Origin of the sequence: Bacillus arachidis (assembly GCF_030285945.1) — a bacterium.
Classification (GTDB): Bacteria; Bacillota; Bacilli; order Bacillales; family Bacillaceae_G; genus Bacillus_A; species Bacillus_A arachidis.
In genome coordinates this window covers 2809908-2825606 of sequence record NZ_CP127376.1, presented here as the reverse complement: position 1 = coordinate 2825606, position 15699 = coordinate 2809908, and the positions used below count along the sequence as shown (strand labels likewise).

Here is a 15699-nt window from a genome sequence, read left to right as displayed (position 1 = left end):
TTTATAAAAGAATATTACAAGAAAAGGTTGTCCTATTCACTCATGAGTACATACTAGTTGTCTGATTTTAGTGATGATAATTAAAAAGAGGCTTTTAACAAAAATATAAAAACAAAAGAGCAGCTAGTAAAAACTAACTGCTCAGCCCCAGGGAAAGGGAGAAAAGATTGTAGGTACTACAAAATTGGACTCAAGCTGTTCACCAGCCTTTATATAGTATGTACGGGATTTGAAATATTATGCAGTTTGGAAAAAAGTTATAGTATACAAAATTTTGCAATATTAGACAGGTGAAAAATAAAACGACAAGAATATGTAACATATACTAAAAAGAAGGGAGGGAGAAAGATGTGGAGAACAACAGATCTGTGTGATGCTTTTGAAGGAGACGTACAAGTATGTAAGCCTATATTTCAATCATATGGAAAGAAAGAACAATTTCATGGAAGAATTGCAACGGTTAAAGTGGAGGATGATAATGTAATAGTAAAGGAAGCTCTACAAACTTTACCGGAGGGAACAGTGTTAGTAGTTGATGGAGAGGCTTCTACAAATTGTGCGTTACTTGGAGATAATTTGGCAAATATAGCAAGTCAACGAAATTTAGCAGGGATTATTGTATATGGATATGTTCGTGATTCTAAAGAATTACGAAATATTAACATTGGTATTTTAGCGTTAGGTACAATACCGAAGAGAAGTAGAAAAGAAGGAAAAGGAGAAAAAGAAATTCCTTTACAGTTTGGAGCAATTGAGTGGATTCCAAATCATTATGTGTATATCGATGAAGATGGTGTTATTGTATGTAAACAACCACTTCATAGTAAGTTATAGTGACTATATATAGGCTTTATAGTTTCACGTAACAGACTAGTATTCATAGGAAATAAATCAGAGAAAGCATAGACAAAATTTCGTGTCAATAGTAAAATAATACAGATATTTATAATTTAATGAATGTATAGGTATGTCGTTTATACGATAACTTTTAAAGAAAATAGGTGGAAATGAAATGGGTTCGCCGCTAAAAGTGAATGTTATCACAATAATACATTCATAAGCTACACTGTCTTTCCTATACAAATACAACCGCTATCTATGCGGATAGGAGGTGTTGTGCAATTTTGTTTAGCACTCACAGTAGAGTGTTATTGCACGCCCTTGAAGGGTCTTTTTTTATGCATATGTAAGCAAAGGGAGGAATAAGCAAGGATGGCAATGATGAAAAAATGGCTGCTTACATCGATTATGGCAGTTGCATTAGTGTTTGTTTCATTCACAAATACTGTACATATTACGTTTGCTGAAGGAAAAACAGCAACACTTGCGATTATTGGGGAATCGCAAAGAGGAGTTATTCTTTGTCCGAAAGAAGTAGCTATTGAAGATGGAGAAACAGCCTATAGTTTGTTACAAAAAGTAATGGGGACTAAAGTAACAGCTGAGAATACGCAATATGGTATGTATGTTAAAGGTATTGACGGTTTAATGGCTGGTGAGACAAGTGGATGGGCATATGATGTAAATGATAAAGCTGCCATGGTAGGGGCGGATAGTTATAAATTAGAATCTGAAGATGTTGTTACATTTCGTTTTGTTGTAGATTGGAACAATATGAACACAGAAACATTGCAACAAGTTCTTGATAAGATGGGAACTTGCAAAAAGAATCCAGATGCGGAAAAACCGGGAGAACAAAATCCAGATGGTCAAAAGCCTGAGGAACAAAAACCGGAAGAGCAAAATCCAGATGGTCAAAAGCCTGAGGAACAAAAACCAGAAGAACAGAAGAAGCCAGAAGAACAAAAGCCTAATGAGTCGAAAGAACCAATCACAAATGAATTATTAATGAAGCAATTAGATCAAGCGATTGCTAAAACATCAAAAAAAATGATCGAAGACGGAATTGATAGTGATTGGGTAGCAATTGCACTTGCTCGTTCAGGAAATAATATTCCAGTAGAAACAAAGATTAGTTATTTACAATCTTTAACACAAAAAGTAGAAAAACGAGTGGAACGATTTACCGCTACAGATATAGCAAGAACTGTTTTAGCAGTAACAGCGGTAAATGGGAATCCAACGAATGTTGCAGGGAAGAATTTAGTTCAAAAACTATATCAATCTGAAAAACTAAATTCTATTACTGGCTATACATTCGCTTTACTTGCACTGGATTCAAAAAAATATGAAGTACCGGCTAAAGCAAAGTGGAATCGTGCTACTTTAGTAAAAGAGATTTTAAATGCACAGCATACAGACGGTGGCTGGACATACCATGTGGAAAGTAGTAAGGACGAGGCTAGTAATATTGATGTAACAGGTATGGTTTTATCGGCACTAGCACCGTATCAGAAACAACCAGAGGTAAAGCATGCTGTAGATAAAGCTGTGCAATATTTAACAAATAAACAATTGAACACTGGTGGATTTGAAGCTGACGGTCAAGAAAATTCAAATAGTGTTGCACAAGCAATTATTGGACTTGCTATTGCAGGGGTTGATCCAACTAGTGAAGCATTTACTAAAAATAATGTAAGTGCAGTTCAAAATTTAATATCATACCAACTTGCAAATGGTGAATTTAAATGGTTGCCAAATGACCAAGAGGGCAATGGTATGGCGACTGAACAAGCACTTCTAGCGCTTGTTCAATATAAATCGTTTGTAACGGGTCAAGGTTCTTTATATGATTGGACAAATTTATCAACTGAGGGCGACGAGAACGCAGTTGAAGAGCCGAAGGAACCGGTAGTGGAAGAGAGCAAGGAGATTGAAAAGCAAGAAGTAATTCAAAAAACACAAGAACAAACAAACGATAAGAACTCTCGTGTTGTTACAGAAGAGAAAACATTAAATAATGAAAAAACTGCGAAAAACCATCAATTACCGAAAACAGGAGCATCTGCTTGGGACACTGCAATGCCAGTAGGAATGGGTGTATTGTGTATTGCTTCAGCATATGTTTTATGGAGACGAAAAGCAGCTTAACAAAAAATTAGGAGCAATGATTTGCTCCTAATTTTATTAGGAAAGGTGAGAAAAACATGAGTATGATGAAATGGTTACTCTCAGTTGTCCTTTCATTTGGATTGCTTGTTGGATGTAGTCAAAATGAGTCAAAATCTGAACAAAAAGCAATTTCAAAAACAGAACAAAAAGAGGAACTGAAACAAGTAGAGAAAAAGGAAGAAAGTAAACCGGAAAAGCAGCAAGAATCAGTAGAGAAAAAGCAACAAGAAGAGCAGCAAAAGTGGAATCAGGAACAAGAGCAACAAAAACAACCTGAAATTAAGAAAGAAGAGAAACAAGAGAAAAAAGAGCAAGAATCAGTTGCGCAACAAGAACAACCAAAAGCGCAGCAAGCAAACACTGAGCCTAAGAAAGTGCCAGAAGCAAAATCAGAAGTAAAAGAAGAGGCAAAAGTAGTTAATCAGCCGAAAGAAACACCAAAGCAGGAACAGTCGAAAGACCCAGAACCTAAAGTAGTACCAAAGCCAGAACCGCAACCTCAACCCGAACCAAAGCCAGAACCACAAGCGCAGCAAGTTACCATTTCTGTACGTGGAAATGAAGGTTATTTATTAGGAGCAAAAAAAGTTGACGTACAAGAGGGAGATACGGTTTATAAAGTATTGCAGCGTACAGGATTAGATGTAGATGCAACGGGATCCAGAGATAGTATTTATGTAAAGGGCATTAAGGATTTATACGAAAAAGACATAACGAGCACAAGCGGATGGAAGTACCGTGTAAATGGTGCTTTTCCAAATCGAAGTGCAGGTGCATATACAGTCAAGCCAGGAGATAAAATCGAATGGGTATATGTGCTAAAATAGGAAAGGATTCTTGGTAAAGGACTATGAAAATTATCTTTTCTTCTTTACATCCTTTTGTGAATTTTATCTACTATATTGGGGTGATGATACTATGTATGGTGTGTCTTCACCCTCTTTTTTTAATGGGTGCGATTATTATGATCGTACTGTTAAACATCATGCAAGGAAATGGCGAGAAACTAAGAAAAATGATACCAAGCACGCTTATTTTCTTCGTAATGATTATTGTGTTGAACCCTTTGTTAACACATAGAGGAGCGACTACATTATTTCGTTTAGGGGATAATCGAATTACATTAGAGGCATGTATGTATGGATTCATAATGGGATTATTGTTACTTGCTATTATGTTCACATTTACTTCTTATAATGATGTGATTTCAAGTCATAAATTTTTGTACTTGTTTTCACGGATTTCACCGAAAGTTGCGTTACTAACAATGATCACAGTGCGTTTCGTTCCTTTATTTATCCGGCGTTTAAGGCAAATTACACTTGTTCAAAAGACAAAAGGAGTGCAATTAGATTCAGGCCCATTCATAGGGAGAATCAAAAATGGAATGAAGCTCTTGCAGGTGTTGCTTGTTTGTTCTTTAGAAGATGCATTACAAACGGCGGATTCCATGCAAGCACGTGGATTTGGAGTAACAAAGCGTAGTACATATATTCAATATCGCATGGGAAGGCAAGATTGGTACATACTTGCGTGCTTAGCAATTTTATTACTAAGCTGTTTTCTGTTCAGTTTTTACGGTGCTGGCAAACTATTAATCTATCCAAGAGTGGAATCACTTGTATTTCAGCAATATGATGGAATCTTATTCGTTTTATTTTTACTATTTATTAGTTTACCAATCATAATGGAAGGGAGGGAATGGTTATGGTGGCGCATGCGGAAATAAAAGACTTAGCTTTTACGTATGCAGATGAAAAGGTACAAGCATTAACGGGCGTTTCCTTGAGGGTTTCTCAAGGGGAATTTATTGTGTTGGCTGGCCGTTCAGGCTGTGGTAAGACGACACTTTTGAAACATTTCAAGAAAGAGTTACTTCCAGTTGGAAAACGCATAGGTAATATGTATTATAATGGAACTTCTTTACTTGAGATGCCAGATTTATTATCAGCGCAAGAAGTAGGAATGGTATTTCAAAATCCAGAAAATCAACTTGTTATGGATACGGTTATTCAAGAATTGGCATTTTCTCTTGAGAATGTTGGCCTAGAGACCAATATAATCCAAAAGAGAATTGCTGAATTAATTAGTTTTTTAGGTTTTCAAGATTTATTACACCAGTCTGTTCATACATTATCGGGGGGACAAAAACAACTGGTTAATTTAGCGGCAGTTCTTGTTTTACAGCCTAAATTATTATTACTTGATGAACCGACAGCACAGCTTGATCCAATTGCAGCAAAAGATTTTTTAGGGTTATTAAAACGAATTAACGAAGAGCTCGGAATTACCATTATCATGAGTGAACATCGTTTAGACGAAGTCATTCCACTAGCAACTCGAGTTGTGTTTATGGATGCTGGGGAAATAATGTATGATGGGACGCCGCAACATGTTATATCAAAAATGTGGGCATTAGAAGAGTTTCGCCCGTTTATCCCTCAAATTCCAAGGTTGTTTTTAGAATGGAATGTAGAGAAAATCCCATTTACGGTAAGGAAGGCACAAACACAAATACATTCTGAGTTACCTATGGAATATGAAATACCGGTTATATCACAGGCAGAAACAAAAGAAGTGGTTTTACAAGCAAATCATATATCATTTCAATATGAAAAAAATAGCCCTTTTATTTTACAGGATTTAATGCTATCGATTGAACGTGGGAAGTGGACTGCGCTTGTTGGGAAAAATGGTACTGGAAAATCAACACTTTTAACTATATTAGCAGGATTAAACAAAGCTAGAAGAGGAAAAGTACAGTGGAACGGAACGGAGATTCATAAAATTGATTCAAAGGAACGGTTTAAAAGAATCGGATTTGTATCGCAACATCCGTATTATCATTTTACATTTGAGACGGTGTGGGATGAAGTTTTTGAAAGAGCAAATGAATTATATGATGATAAAGGGAAAGAAATTGCAGAAGATATGTTAAAACGATTTTGGCTGCAGTCCATTCGCGATCGTCATCCGCATGATTGTAGCGGGGGAGAACAACAGTTAATCGCATTATGTACAGCCTTGTTATCAAAACCAAGCTTATTATTACTAGACGAACCGACAAAAGGGCTGGATCCAGAGAAAAAGGAAAGATTAGGCGGATTGTTTCAAGAGTTACAAAAGAAAGGAACAACGATTGTGATGGCAACACATGACATTGAATTTGCAGCTAAATATGTTGATCATTGTATGATGCTATTTGACGGGAAAGTAATTATGGATGATACGCCAAAGAAATTCTTTAGTGATAATTTCTTTTATACAACATCTATTAATCGTTTTATTCGCAAGCAGTTACCTTATGCATTAACGTGGGAGGATGTGTATAAAGCGTGTCCAAACGATATTTTGCTCTCATAATGCTTATTTTCATTATTGTCATAAGTACTCTTCTGTTTACTTCTTTTGTAACAGATGAATATTTTATGTGGTGTAGTTTATTCTTATTAGCTGTTATTATGTTACCTTTTTATATACGATTTGAGAGGAAAGCATTTGTTTCACGTGAAATCGTCATTGTCGCTGTTTTAGCAGCCATAGCAGCAGTGAGTCGTGTACCATTTTCCATTATGCCGAGTGTACAACCAACTTCTTTTGTTATTATTGTATCTGCAATTGTTTTTGGAAGTGAGACAGGCTTTATGATTGGGGCAACGGCAGCATTGGTATCTAATATATTTTTAGGGCAAGGACCTTGGACACCTTGGCAAATGTTTTCTTGGGGAATGATAGGCTTTATAGCGGGTCTACTTCGAAACACATTTATAATGAGAACGTTATGGGGGAGAGTCATCTATGGATTCATAGCTGGCTTTGTTTTTGGCTGGATTATGAATTTGTGGGGGATACTCGGTTTTTTAGAAGGATTAACATGGAAAGCCTTTATAGCATATTATGCTGCAAGCTTTTACTTTGATTTAGCGCATGCACTCTCAAATGTAATTTTTCTTGTCTTGTTTAGCTCATCGTGGATTAGAATTATTACGAGATTTAAAAAGAAATATGGAATTTTAGATAAAGATAAAGGGCTATTCTCTCAGGAAAACAAGGCATAAGCATATGTTACAAAGCATAAGAATGTAAAGTAGGGTCGCGACTTACATATTCGTTTGCCTCTTTCATGCTTCTTACCATTGGTAGGAAGCATTTTTTTATACATGTTGATTATTATTTTGAAATGTGTCAAAAAATTGTTTTAATGTAGTCCGATTTTTAGATGAGACTTTTTATATAATAGAAAATGAGACATATTTTCAAAGAGGAGATGCCATATTCATGAAGCTAGTTGTTCCAAAGCAGCACGGTGCCTGGGGGATGCTGCTGATTCCGTTTATACTTAGTGTAATACTTGGTAAAGCTACTTTATATCATATTCCACTTTTTATCGCTTGGTTATTTATCTATTTAGCAACGTATCCATTTTTAATGTACATAAAGCAACCTCGAAAGAAAGAATTTATACATGCGGCACTTATTTACTTTACAATCGCATGTGTTTTCGGGAGCGTATCTTTACTGTATGAATGGAAAATACTTCTGTTTGGTGTTACGATGATTCCGCTCTTTATCGTAAATATATACTTTGCTCGACAAAAAAATGAACGAGCCTTAGTAAATGATATTTGTGCAATACTTGCTTTCTGCATAGGCGGTTTACTTAGTTATTATTTTTCGATGAAAACAGTCGATGAAACGGCTTTTGCAATTGCTGGTATTTCTTTTCTATACTTTATAGGTAGTACATTTTATGTGAAAACAATGATTCGTGAAAAGAATAATCCTACTTATCGCTATGTTTCATGGGGCTATCATATTTTCTTAATCATTGCCTCTTTATTGGTAAATCCATGGCTTTCTCTTATATTTATACCGAGCCTAATTCGCGCAATCGTATTGTATGGTAAAAAGATATCTATCTTAAAAGTTGGAGTTTTAGAAATCGTGAATTCTGTATACTTTTTAATTACGACGGCAATACTGTTACAGTATGCCATTTGAGAAATTGCCCATCTAGTAAAGAGATGGGCAATTTTCATTCTTGTTCTAAAACATGAACCGTATGATCACATTTTTGTAATGCATGTTCCACAGCTTGTAAAGACTGTTCGATTCGCTCCCTATTATCGCTCTTTTCAACTGTTTGTATTGCATGTTCCAAACAATTTTTTGCTTCTTGCAACGAATGAAACGAATCTTGAACATATCCACGAGCATTTTTATCCATTATAAATCCCTCCTTTTGTACATACAATTTTAGTATGAGCGCTAGAAAAGAAAATATAACTTCAATGTGGTTACTTTATATGATTTGACAATGAAAATAGAAGTGGCTATTATAAGATATAAAGTGAATATTTTCTTATCCAGAGAGGTGGAGGGACTGGCCCGATGAAACCCAGCAACCGCGATGCAGGTGCTAATTCCAGCAGAACATGATTTGTTCTGGAAGATAAGACGAAGATATATACGTAACTTCTTCTTATCGGAGAGGTTTTTTTATTGCAAAAAAACCGATTCCAAAAATAACAGCATGAGAAGAAAGGGGTTGCAATTGTACTGTGACACTTGAGAAATACGTAAAGCTGCGTAAAGCAGTATATGAATATATGATGGAGCAAGATAAACCAATATCACTATTAGATATTCAAGAGCATATCATCTCGCATCATGAAGGAAAATTCACGAAAAAAATGCTACATCAATTTTATTTATCAAGGCTATTAGACGAGTTGAAACTGGATGGGAAAATTACTTTAGCTGATGATGAATATTCCTATACGAATAAAGGAGTATATTATAAGGCAAGAAAAGGGAGCTAGGCTCTCTTTTTTTATGTTATAATTTATCTGAATTTTTCGACTATGTAGAGTAAAAGACTGCAAAAGCAGTCTGATACAAGGGAATGGTGTTGAGTGTGTAGTGTCAAAAGTTGAATATGCCCTGAAAGAGGCATTTCATTCGGCTAAAAATAAAAAATAGACACCTTCGCCGAGTAGGTGTCAGTCGTTTTGTCATATAGGCTTGCTACTTGACAAGTAATAGAATATCACGCAAACATTTGGAAGTCAAAAGGGAATTTAAGGAAAGGTGTTGTTGAAAGGTGAACATCCTCATCTTATATGCACATCCGAATCCATCTAGTTTCAATGCATCCATTTTAGAACATGTGCAAAAAGGACTGCAAGGAACGAACCATTCTGCTACATTACTTGATCTTTATAAGGAAGCATTTAACCCAGTTCTAACTTTTAATGAAGATAAGAGAAGGCGTGATTTAGTATATGAAGAAGAAACAGAGAAATACAGAAAATTGGTCAAAGAGGCAGATTCTTTTATTTTTATTTATCCAATATGGTGGTGGGGAATGCCCGCTATTATAAAGGGTTTTATTGATCGTGTTTTTGTTGCTGGGTTTGCATATAGATATGAAGATGTAATGCCGAAAGGATTACTTACAGGAAAAACGGCGTGGGTTATTAATACGTTAGATTCGCCCTTATGGTACGTGGCACTCTTATATCGATCGGCTGATTGGGTGATTATGAAAAAAGGTATTTTGCAATTTTGTGGTATACGCCAAATAAAACGTTCTGCCTTTCAATCTGTAAAAACAAGTAAAGCAGCAAAGCGTGAAAAGTGGCTTTTAGAAATACAAGAAAAGGCAAAAAATTTATGATGAAAAAAATAGAAAATATAATGAGATGCTGTAATCGGAATGATGAATTGTTTCGTACGTATGTAACATGTTTACTTCAATTGAAACATCATAATGAAAATTTTAAAAAGGTGTGCCAAGAATTAAGAGCAGATTATTTAGTAAGGGGAATTTGTGAACGGGAAGTTGATGGAATTATTAAGGAAAGTAAAGAATATAAGATGTATGAACTACCTAAAGTATTGAGATGGGATTTTCTACGGAAAAACCCTTCAATGATTGAAAGTGTTTGTACGACGTTCTTTACATATAGAAGATTAAATCTTTCATGTGGAGAATGGATAAATGTAATAAGGTGTATAGAAAACAATTGATTTATATAAAATTTATTATGTGAAAAAGCTAGTATAAAACTAGCTTTTTTCTAAGTGTTTTGCGATATCTACATACATATTTGAATAAGTTGTATGAACATCATTGCTTGGCTCAGCATTGGATGAAAAATGTACAATGACCATATTCGCTTTTGGATCTATATAGAGGCATTGTCCATAACTTCCTAACACTTCAAATGCACCGTGTTCATTATGAGGAATCCACCATTGATTATGATACGAAATGGATGTACCTTGTCCGATTGCAAATTCTCCTTCTTGCACGCTCTTTACATTTTCTGAAATAGAGGAAGGGAGAATTTGCACGCCATTGTAGCGACCGTTATTTAAAATCAATTGCCCAAATCTGGCCAAATCTCTTGCAGTCGCATTTAAACCAGCACTTGCTTGTTCAACTCCTGTTTCATCTGTAACATAATACGCATTTTCTTCCATACCTATTTTGGACCAAATTCTCTCACTTACATTTTCAGTTAACGATTTTCCAGTTATGGTCCGTATAATCCAGCCGAGTGTTTCAGATGAACCGTTATTATACGAAAACGCAGTTCCAGGTGGTGCCGTTTCTTTTGCTTCTTGTAGCATATCATAAATTTTTATTGGGCCATCATAGTTTTTACCACGAGGAAGAATATTGCTGGCTAAATATAATTGAGCATCTTGATTTTCTAAACCCGGCTGTATATATCCATGTGTAGGGTATTCAGCAGAAACCTGCATGTCCATTAATTGTTGAATTGTTGCTTTTCCGAATGGGGTGTTTCGTAATTCTTTGACATATGTTTCAGCAGTCTTATTTACATTGATGAGTCCTTCTTCGGTTAATGATTGTACAAGTGCACCAGTAAATACTTTTGCTAAAGAGGCCATTCCATGCTGCTCATTTTGTTTAAACCCGTTGAAATAATGCTCGTAAACAAGTTTTCCGTTATGTACAACAACAAAGGCGTCTGTTTTATTCTCATCTAATAGTTTCTTTAAAGGGATATTTCCTCCATTCACTTTTTTAACTGAGAAATCGTCTAAGTTTTGTAATGCAGTAGGAAATGATGATATTTGCTCGGGATTATTTTTTACTTCGCTTGTTAACGCTAGTTCTTTCATATGTGTATATGACCAACGTAAGTAGGGATCTTGTAACCAATTTTCTTTTGTCACGTTCTCTTTAGAAGGGGAGACTTTGTTTTGTTTAAAAAAAGTAAATCCAAGCCCAGTTACGATAAACACTAGTGTAAGTATGAGTAACAAAAGGGGAGATTTTTTAAAATTCATATATATACCTCCTTGTTAATTCTACAATAAGTATACGCTCGTTTTCTTAGAAATACAAAATAAGGAAAGTAAACAGGGGTGTTTACTTTCCTTATTAACATTAAGCTGATAATTCTTCATCTGTACGTTGCTTTTTGAACTGTTGTTTTCTGCCATGTAGAAAGTAATAAATAAGTAATGTAAATGCAACGATAATGGCAGCGATGAAATACATATTATGATAGCTTGAGTGTGCTGCTACGATACCTAGTACAAAGGAACCGAGCCCCATACCGCTATCAAAGAATGAGAAATAAGTAGCTGTTGCTGAGCCGCGTCGATGGTTTGGAGCCGCGGAAATAGCAATGGTTTGGAAACTTGGGATTAACGTCCCATAGCCTAAACCAATTAATATACCTGCACCAAGGAACCAAAATGGCGTTTGTGCTTGGCTTAAGATGAACATTCCAATTGTAAAAATAATAATGGAAGGATAAACAAGTATATTTTCACCGAAACGATCAAATATCTTTCCTGTGAATGGACGAGAAAGAACAACAACAAGTGCATATACAATAAAGAAGTAACTAGCAACTTCTCCTAAACCAATTTCTTTTGCGTAAATAGGAATAAAAGATAATATGCCACTATAAGAAAAAGCAAGAACAAACCCTGTAAGGGCAATTGGAACAGAAGAAGGTTCAATTAAATCTTTCCATTTCATTCGCTCGCGTTTTTGTTTACTTACTGGCTTTTCATGTGGGATATTTACAAGTAAACCTAATAGAAATGCTAGTAATGAAAAGATAGAACAAACGATAAACAGAACTGTAAATGAAGAATGTGAAATAATCGTTAAACCTAAAAAAGGACCGATTACCATCGGCAAACTCATAAATACACCGAAATAGGCAAGTGCTTCACCGCGGCGATGAGCCGGTGCGACGTCTGTGACAATTGTACCTGTAGCTGTCGTTGCCATTCCAAACCCAATGCCGTGAAGGAAGCGAAGGGCAAGTAATAAAAATAAACTTTGTGCACCGAAATACATTACGGTAGCAGCTAAAAATAAGGAAAGAGAAATAAATAAGATTTTCTTTCTTCCTAAATCGTCAAGCCACTTTCCGGTAAACGGGCGGCATAGGACAGAAGAAATAAGAAATACTGTTGCGACTAAACCAATTTCTTCAGGTTTTCCTTTCAACCCCTCTATTACATAGACGGGTAAAGTAGTCATAAGCATGTAAAACGTTAAAAAGAGAAACAGACTACTAAAACAAGTTCCAAGGAAGTCCTTCGTCCAAAGTCTCTCACTTTGCATCGTCATCCCTCCAATTAATCATCTAAATTTTTAATAATGGTTTGCAGTACTTGAAATGCTTGTTGTAAATCTACTTCATTAATATTTTGTAGCGCTTTTTCTTCGAAAGTATCAACTTCTTCTTGCCATATTGGAATCATTTTTAGTGCTGTTTCAGATAATGAAATGAGCTTTTCGCGACGATCTTTTCCCTCGGTTCGAATAATCCATCCCATTGTTTCCATACGTGTTAAAGTACGAGTCATCGTTGGCGATTCAACGTTTAAATATTGACATAACTCAGTTTGTGTACAAGGTCCGGTTTGATTAATTCGGAAAATGACAGCCCATTGTGCACTAAATAAACCTGTTGGTGATACACGTTCATTAAATTTCTTCGTAAACTTTCGAGAAGTTTGACTGACAATGTGAAAAAAATGCTGTTTTTCGTCCATTTGTTTAATCCTTTCAAATTAGTTGCCTAGCTAACTATATAATCTTTTACCAGAATTGTCTAGTGATAGGTATGTTGTTGTAAGTATTTTGTATCGTTTTTGTGTTGAGAACATATATTCTACATGATATGCTAGAGGTAAGTTTAGAATTTTCTATCTATTAAAAATGAATGGGGGAGCGTGTGATGATTAAGCCTGCAACACTGGAGTTTGTTTCGTTATCAAATGGAGAAACGATTGCATATCAAGAAGTTGGGAGACAAAATAAAGAAAAACTTATCCTAATTCATGGGAATATGACATCCTCACAGCACTGGGATTTAGTCATTGGGAAATTACAAGATGAATATCACATTTACGCCATTGATTTAAGAGGATTTGGAAAATCAACTTACCATAAGCCAATAGATTCGTTGCAAGACTTTGCAGGTGATGTAAAGCTATTTATAGATGATCTACAATTGAAGAAGTTTTCACTGATGGGATGGTCAATGGGTGGTGGTGTTGCGATGGAGTTTGCAGCTTGTCATCCGGAGTGCGTAGAAAAATTGATTTTGGTTGAATCAGTTGGAATGAAAGGATATCCTATTTTCAAAAAAGATATAAACGGTCAACCCATCACATCCACGTTGCTAAAAACAAAAGAAGAAATTGCGCAAGATCCCGTTCAAATTGCTCCAGTACTAGATGCAATTAAAAATATGAACAAGATATATTATCGTACGGTTTGGGATTTACTGATTTATACACACAATAAACCAGATCCAGAGCGTTATGAAAAGTATTTAGATGATATGTTAACGCAGCGTAATTTTGTAGATGTGAACTATGCTTTAATTACGTTTAATATTTCAGATGAACATAATGGAGTTGTACCAGGGAATGGACATATTCATCGCCTGCAAGTACCGACTCTTGTCATACAAGGAGACCGGGATTACGTTGTCCCGCAAGTGGTCGGAGAAGAATTAGCAAAACATCTTCGGAATGCAAAACTAGTCATATTAGAGGATTGTGGGCACTCGCCGTTTATTGACTGTTTAGATGAATTTACTCAGCACGTTACAAATTGGCTGGAAAATAAATAAGCAGAACATATAAAAAGAAGTTAGATAAGATTCGTCTAACTTCTTTTTATATGCTTACACATTATTGTTCAAAAAGTTTATAATGAAGGCTGGTGAACATGTAAAGGGAGAGAGAAGAGGATGTCAATACGATTTACATTTTGGATTATGGTTGGAATTGTTGCAATTTCTGGATTATCACAAGGAATGCTTCTACCGGCGATCGCAATGATTTTTGAGCAAGAAGGGATTCGTTCTAGTATTAATGGTATTCATGCAACTGCGTTATATATTGGGATTTTATTTATTTCACCGTGGCTTGAGAAACCGATGCAGCGTTTTGGAATGAAACCAATTATCGTAATCGGCGGATTTCTCGTTATTATTTCATTATTCTTTTTTACACAAACATTTTCATTTTGGGCATGGTTTATTCTGCGCTTTTTAGTTGGAGTAGGCGATCACATGTTACACGTCGGAACGCAAACATGGATTACGACGACATCTGATCCTAGTAAAATAGGAAGACAAGTCTCTATATATGGGGTCTTTTTTGGGATTGGTTTTGCAGTAGGCCCATACTTAGCTAGCACTGTCCAATATGGGCTTGCAACGCCATTTATCGTATCTACGATTCTTTGTTTAATTGGATGGCTATTATTACTTCCAACCAAAAATGCTTTTCCAGAGCAAGATGACACAGGAAAGAAAAATGAATCATCACTTTCTCGTTATAAACAAGTATTTGTTCTTGCGTGGATTGCACTAATGGGGCCTTTAGCATACGGCGTTTTGGAAGCGATGTTAAATAGTAATTTACCTGTGTATGCACTCCGAAAAGGGTGGTCTGTCGCTGATGTATCCTTCTTATTACCTGCATTCGCAATCGGGGGAATTGTTACGCAAATTCCGCTTGGTATATTAAGTGATAAATATGGAAGAGATCGCATTTTAACATGGACATTCAGCATAAGTGCAATCATTTTCTTACTTGCTGCAGTGTTTGACGGGTATTATTGGATTGTATTTGGGTGTATGCTGTTAGCTGGTATGGTGATTGGTTCATGTTTCTCTTTAGGGCTTGGCTTTATGACGGATTTATTACCAAGACACTTACTGCCAGCAGGAAATATATTATCCGGAATTGCCTTTAGTATAGGAAGTATTATGGGACCTGTATTAGGAGGCATATTTATAGAGAAAATACAGTATACAAGCTTTTTTATAGCGGTTATGATAATAATGGTAATTATTGCACTTCTATATATCACATATATGAAAAGCCAATCCGCATCAAGAAAAATGGAAAGTAGGTTAGGGCATGACAAAACAACCTAAAAAGAAAAAATTTGAAGTACAGGATAACGAAACAATTACAGATTGCTTAGCGCGTATGGAAAAAGAAGGGTATGCACCTTCACGCCGCATGGAAGAGCCCATCTTTCATGAAGTGAAGAAAGATGGGAAAACAGTTGTAGAACCGTGCGGAAGAAGAATTGTTTTTGAGGGAAAGTTGAAATAAGGAGAGGGGTCCTTGTACTGAACCTCAAAAGTTAGACTT

16 protein-coding genes, 1 pseudogene and 1 riboswitch are annotated in these 15699 nt (G+C 35.7%); of the genes and pseudogenes, 13 read left to right on the top strand and 4 right to left on the bottom strand.

The genetic code is table 11. From position 1 onward, the window contains the following. Positions 1-348 precede the first annotated feature (348 nt). The 7 genes from rraA (at position 349) to QRY57_RS16085 (ending at position 8013) form a co-directional block, all read left to right on the top strand. Positions 349-834: a ribonuclease E activity regulator RraA gene (rraA, locus tag QRY57_RS16115; RefSeq protein WP_286015555.1), complete on the top strand. Its 486-nt coding sequence runs from the start codon at positions 349-351 to the stop codon at positions 832-834. A 378-nt stretch (positions 835-1212) separates the two neighbouring features. Further along, entirely contained in the window at positions 1213-2991 is a 1779-nt protein-coding gene (locus QRY57_RS16110) for a DUF4430 domain-containing protein (RefSeq protein WP_286015554.1), read from the top strand. 56 nt (positions 2992-3047) lie between these two features. Beyond that, positions 3048-3839, top strand: a complete 792-nt coding sequence (locus QRY57_RS16105; RefSeq protein WP_286015553.1) for a DUF4430 domain-containing protein — start codon at positions 3048-3050, stop codon at positions 3837-3839. A 23-nt stretch (positions 3840-3862) separates the two neighbouring features. Beyond that, positions 3863-4741, top strand: a complete 879-nt coding sequence (locus QRY57_RS16100; protein WP_090690530.1) for an energy-coupling factor transporter transmembrane component T — start codon at positions 3863-3865, stop codon at positions 4739-4741. Next, complete coding sequence (locus QRY57_RS16095) at positions 4714-6375, top strand: ABC transporter ATP-binding protein (RefSeq protein WP_286015552.1); 1662 nt, start codon at positions 4714-4716, stop codon at positions 6373-6375. The genes QRY57_RS16100 and QRY57_RS16095 overlap by 28 nt, the downstream gene beginning before the upstream one ends. Continuing rightward, complete coding sequence (locus QRY57_RS16090) at positions 6348-7070, top strand: ECF transporter S component (protein ID WP_286015551.1); 723 nt, start codon at positions 6348-6350, stop codon at positions 7068-7070. Before QRY57_RS16095 ends, QRY57_RS16090 begins: the two co-directional genes overlap by 28 nt. Before the next feature lie 220 nt (positions 7071-7290). Then, positions 7291-8013, top strand: coding sequence for a YwiC-like family protein (locus QRY57_RS16085; protein WP_286015550.1), 723 nt, complete (start codon positions 7291-7293; stop codon positions 8011-8013). Positions 8014-8047: 34 nt separating this feature from the next. Here the strand turns inward: QRY57_RS16085 and QRY57_RS16080 are convergent, their stop codons facing one another. Beyond that, entirely contained in the window at positions 8048-8239 is a 192-nt protein-coding gene (locus QRY57_RS16080) for a hypothetical protein (protein WP_286015549.1), read from the bottom strand. Between the two features lie 132 nt (positions 8240-8371). After that, positions 8372-8471, top strand: a riboswitch (SAM riboswitch). A 43-nt stretch (positions 8472-8514) separates the two neighbouring features. On the opposite strand from QRY57_RS16080, the pseudogene QRY57_RS16075 reads away from it, so the two are divergent. From QRY57_RS16075 to QRY57_RS16065, 3 genes and pseudogenes are all read left to right on the top strand, one after another. Continuing rightward, positions 8515-8834 (top strand): annotated as a pseudogene (locus tag QRY57_RS16075) (hypothetical protein). A gap of 281 nt (positions 8835-9115) precedes the next feature. Next, positions 9116-9691: an NAD(P)H-dependent oxidoreductase gene (locus QRY57_RS16070; RefSeq protein WP_286015547.1), complete on the top strand. Its 576-nt coding sequence runs from the start codon at positions 9116-9118 to the stop codon at positions 9689-9691. After that, positions 9691-10044, top strand: coding sequence for a group-specific protein (locus tag QRY57_RS16065; protein ID WP_286017885.1), 354 nt, complete (start codon positions 9691-9693; stop codon positions 10042-10044). The genes QRY57_RS16070 and QRY57_RS16065 overlap by 1 nt, the downstream gene beginning before the upstream one ends. 39 nt (positions 10045-10083) lie before the next feature. Here QRY57_RS16065 and QRY57_RS16060 read toward each other — a convergent pair whose 3' ends face one another. The 3 genes from QRY57_RS16060 to QRY57_RS16050 form a co-directional block, all read right to left on the bottom strand. Continuing rightward, on the bottom strand, positions 10084-11337 hold the full coding sequence (locus QRY57_RS16060) for a serine hydrolase domain-containing protein (RefSeq protein WP_286015546.1): 1254 nt from the start codon (positions 11335-11337) through the stop codon (positions 10084-10086). Positions 11338-11437: 100 nt separating this feature from the next. Next, the gene (locus QRY57_RS16055) at positions 11438-12637 is read right to left on the bottom strand and encodes an MFS transporter (protein ID WP_286015545.1); all 1200 of its coding nucleotides are present in this window, start codon (positions 12635-12637) and stop codon (positions 11438-11440) included. 14 nt (positions 12638-12651) lie between these two features. Further along, complete coding sequence (locus QRY57_RS16050; protein ID WP_098302642.1) at positions 12652-13071, bottom strand: MarR family winged helix-turn-helix transcriptional regulator; 420 nt, start codon at positions 13069-13071, stop codon at positions 12652-12654. Positions 13072-13256: 185 nt separating this feature from the next. Between QRY57_RS16050 and phaZ the strand changes: the two genes are divergently transcribed. The 3 genes from phaZ to QRY57_RS16035 all read left to right on the top strand — a co-directional run bounded on the left by phaZ (position 13257) and on the right by QRY57_RS16035 (position 15660). Further along, the gene (gene phaZ, locus QRY57_RS16045; RefSeq protein ID WP_286015544.1) at positions 13257-14159 is read left to right on the top strand and encodes an intracellular short-chain-length polyhydroxyalkanoate depolymerase; all 903 of its coding nucleotides are present in this window, start codon (positions 13257-13259) and stop codon (positions 14157-14159) included. 120 nt (positions 14160-14279) lie between these two features. Continuing rightward, positions 14280-15476, top strand: a complete 1197-nt coding sequence (locus QRY57_RS16040; protein ID WP_098302640.1) for an MFS transporter — start codon at positions 14280-14282, stop codon at positions 15474-15476. Beyond that, positions 15460-15660: an NETI motif-containing protein gene (locus tag QRY57_RS16035; RefSeq protein WP_026592348.1), complete on the top strand. Its 201-nt coding sequence runs from the start codon at positions 15460-15462 to the stop codon at positions 15658-15660. The genes QRY57_RS16040 and QRY57_RS16035 overlap by 17 nt, the downstream gene beginning before the upstream one ends. Positions 15661-15699 lie beyond the last annotated feature (39 nt).

Bases quoted from the DNA above. Each gene is read 5' to 3' on its own strand.
- QRY57_RS16050 (WP_098302642.1), bottom strand. From the start codon at position 13,071: ATGGACGAAAAACAGCATTTTTTTCACATTGTCAGTCAAACTTCTCGA.
- QRY57_RS16110 (WP_286015554.1), top strand. From the start codon at position 1,213: ATGGCAATGATGAAAAAATGGCTGCTTACATCGATTATGGCAGTTGCA.
- phaZ (WP_286015544.1), top strand. From the start codon at position 13,257: ATGATTAAGCCTGCAACACTGGAGTTTGTTTCGTTATCAAATGGAGAA.
- QRY57_RS16085 (WP_286015550.1), top strand. From the start codon at position 7,291: ATGAAGCTAGTTGTTCCAAAGCAGCACGGTGCCTGGGGGATGCTGCTG.
- QRY57_RS16080 (WP_286015549.1), bottom strand. From the start codon at position 8,239: ATGGATAAAAATGCTCGTGGATATGTTCAAGATTCGTTTCATTCGTTG.
- rraA (WP_286015555.1), top strand. From the start codon at position 349: ATGTGGAGAACAACAGATCTGTGTGATGCTTTTGAAGGAGACGTACAA.
- QRY57_RS16095 (WP_286015552.1), top strand. From the start codon at position 4,714: ATGGTTATGGTGGCGCATGCGGAAATAAAAGACTTAGCTTTTACGTAT.
- QRY57_RS16105 (WP_286015553.1), top strand. From the start codon at position 3,048: ATGAGTATGATGAAATGGTTACTCTCAGTTGTCCTTTCATTTGGATTG.
- QRY57_RS16040 (WP_098302640.1), top strand. From the start codon at position 14,280: ATGTCAATACGATTTACATTTTGGATTATGGTTGGAATTGTTGCAATT.
- QRY57_RS16035 (WP_026592348.1), top strand. From the start codon at position 15,460: ATGACAAAACAACCTAAAAAGAAAAAATTTGAAGTACAGGATAACGAA.
- QRY57_RS16065 (WP_286017885.1), top strand. From the start codon at position 9,691: ATGAAAAAAATAGAAAATATAATGAGATGCTGTAATCGGAATGATGAA.
- QRY57_RS16055 (WP_286015545.1), bottom strand. From the start codon at position 12,637: ATGCAAAGTGAGAGACTTTGGACGAAGGACTTCCTTGGAACTTGTTTT.
- QRY57_RS16100 (WP_090690530.1), top strand. From the start codon at position 3,863: ATGAAAATTATCTTTTCTTCTTTACATCCTTTTGTGAATTTTATCTAC.
- QRY57_RS16060 (WP_286015546.1), bottom strand. From the start codon at position 11,337: ATGAATTTTAAAAAATCTCCCCTTTTGTTACTCATACTTACACTAGTG.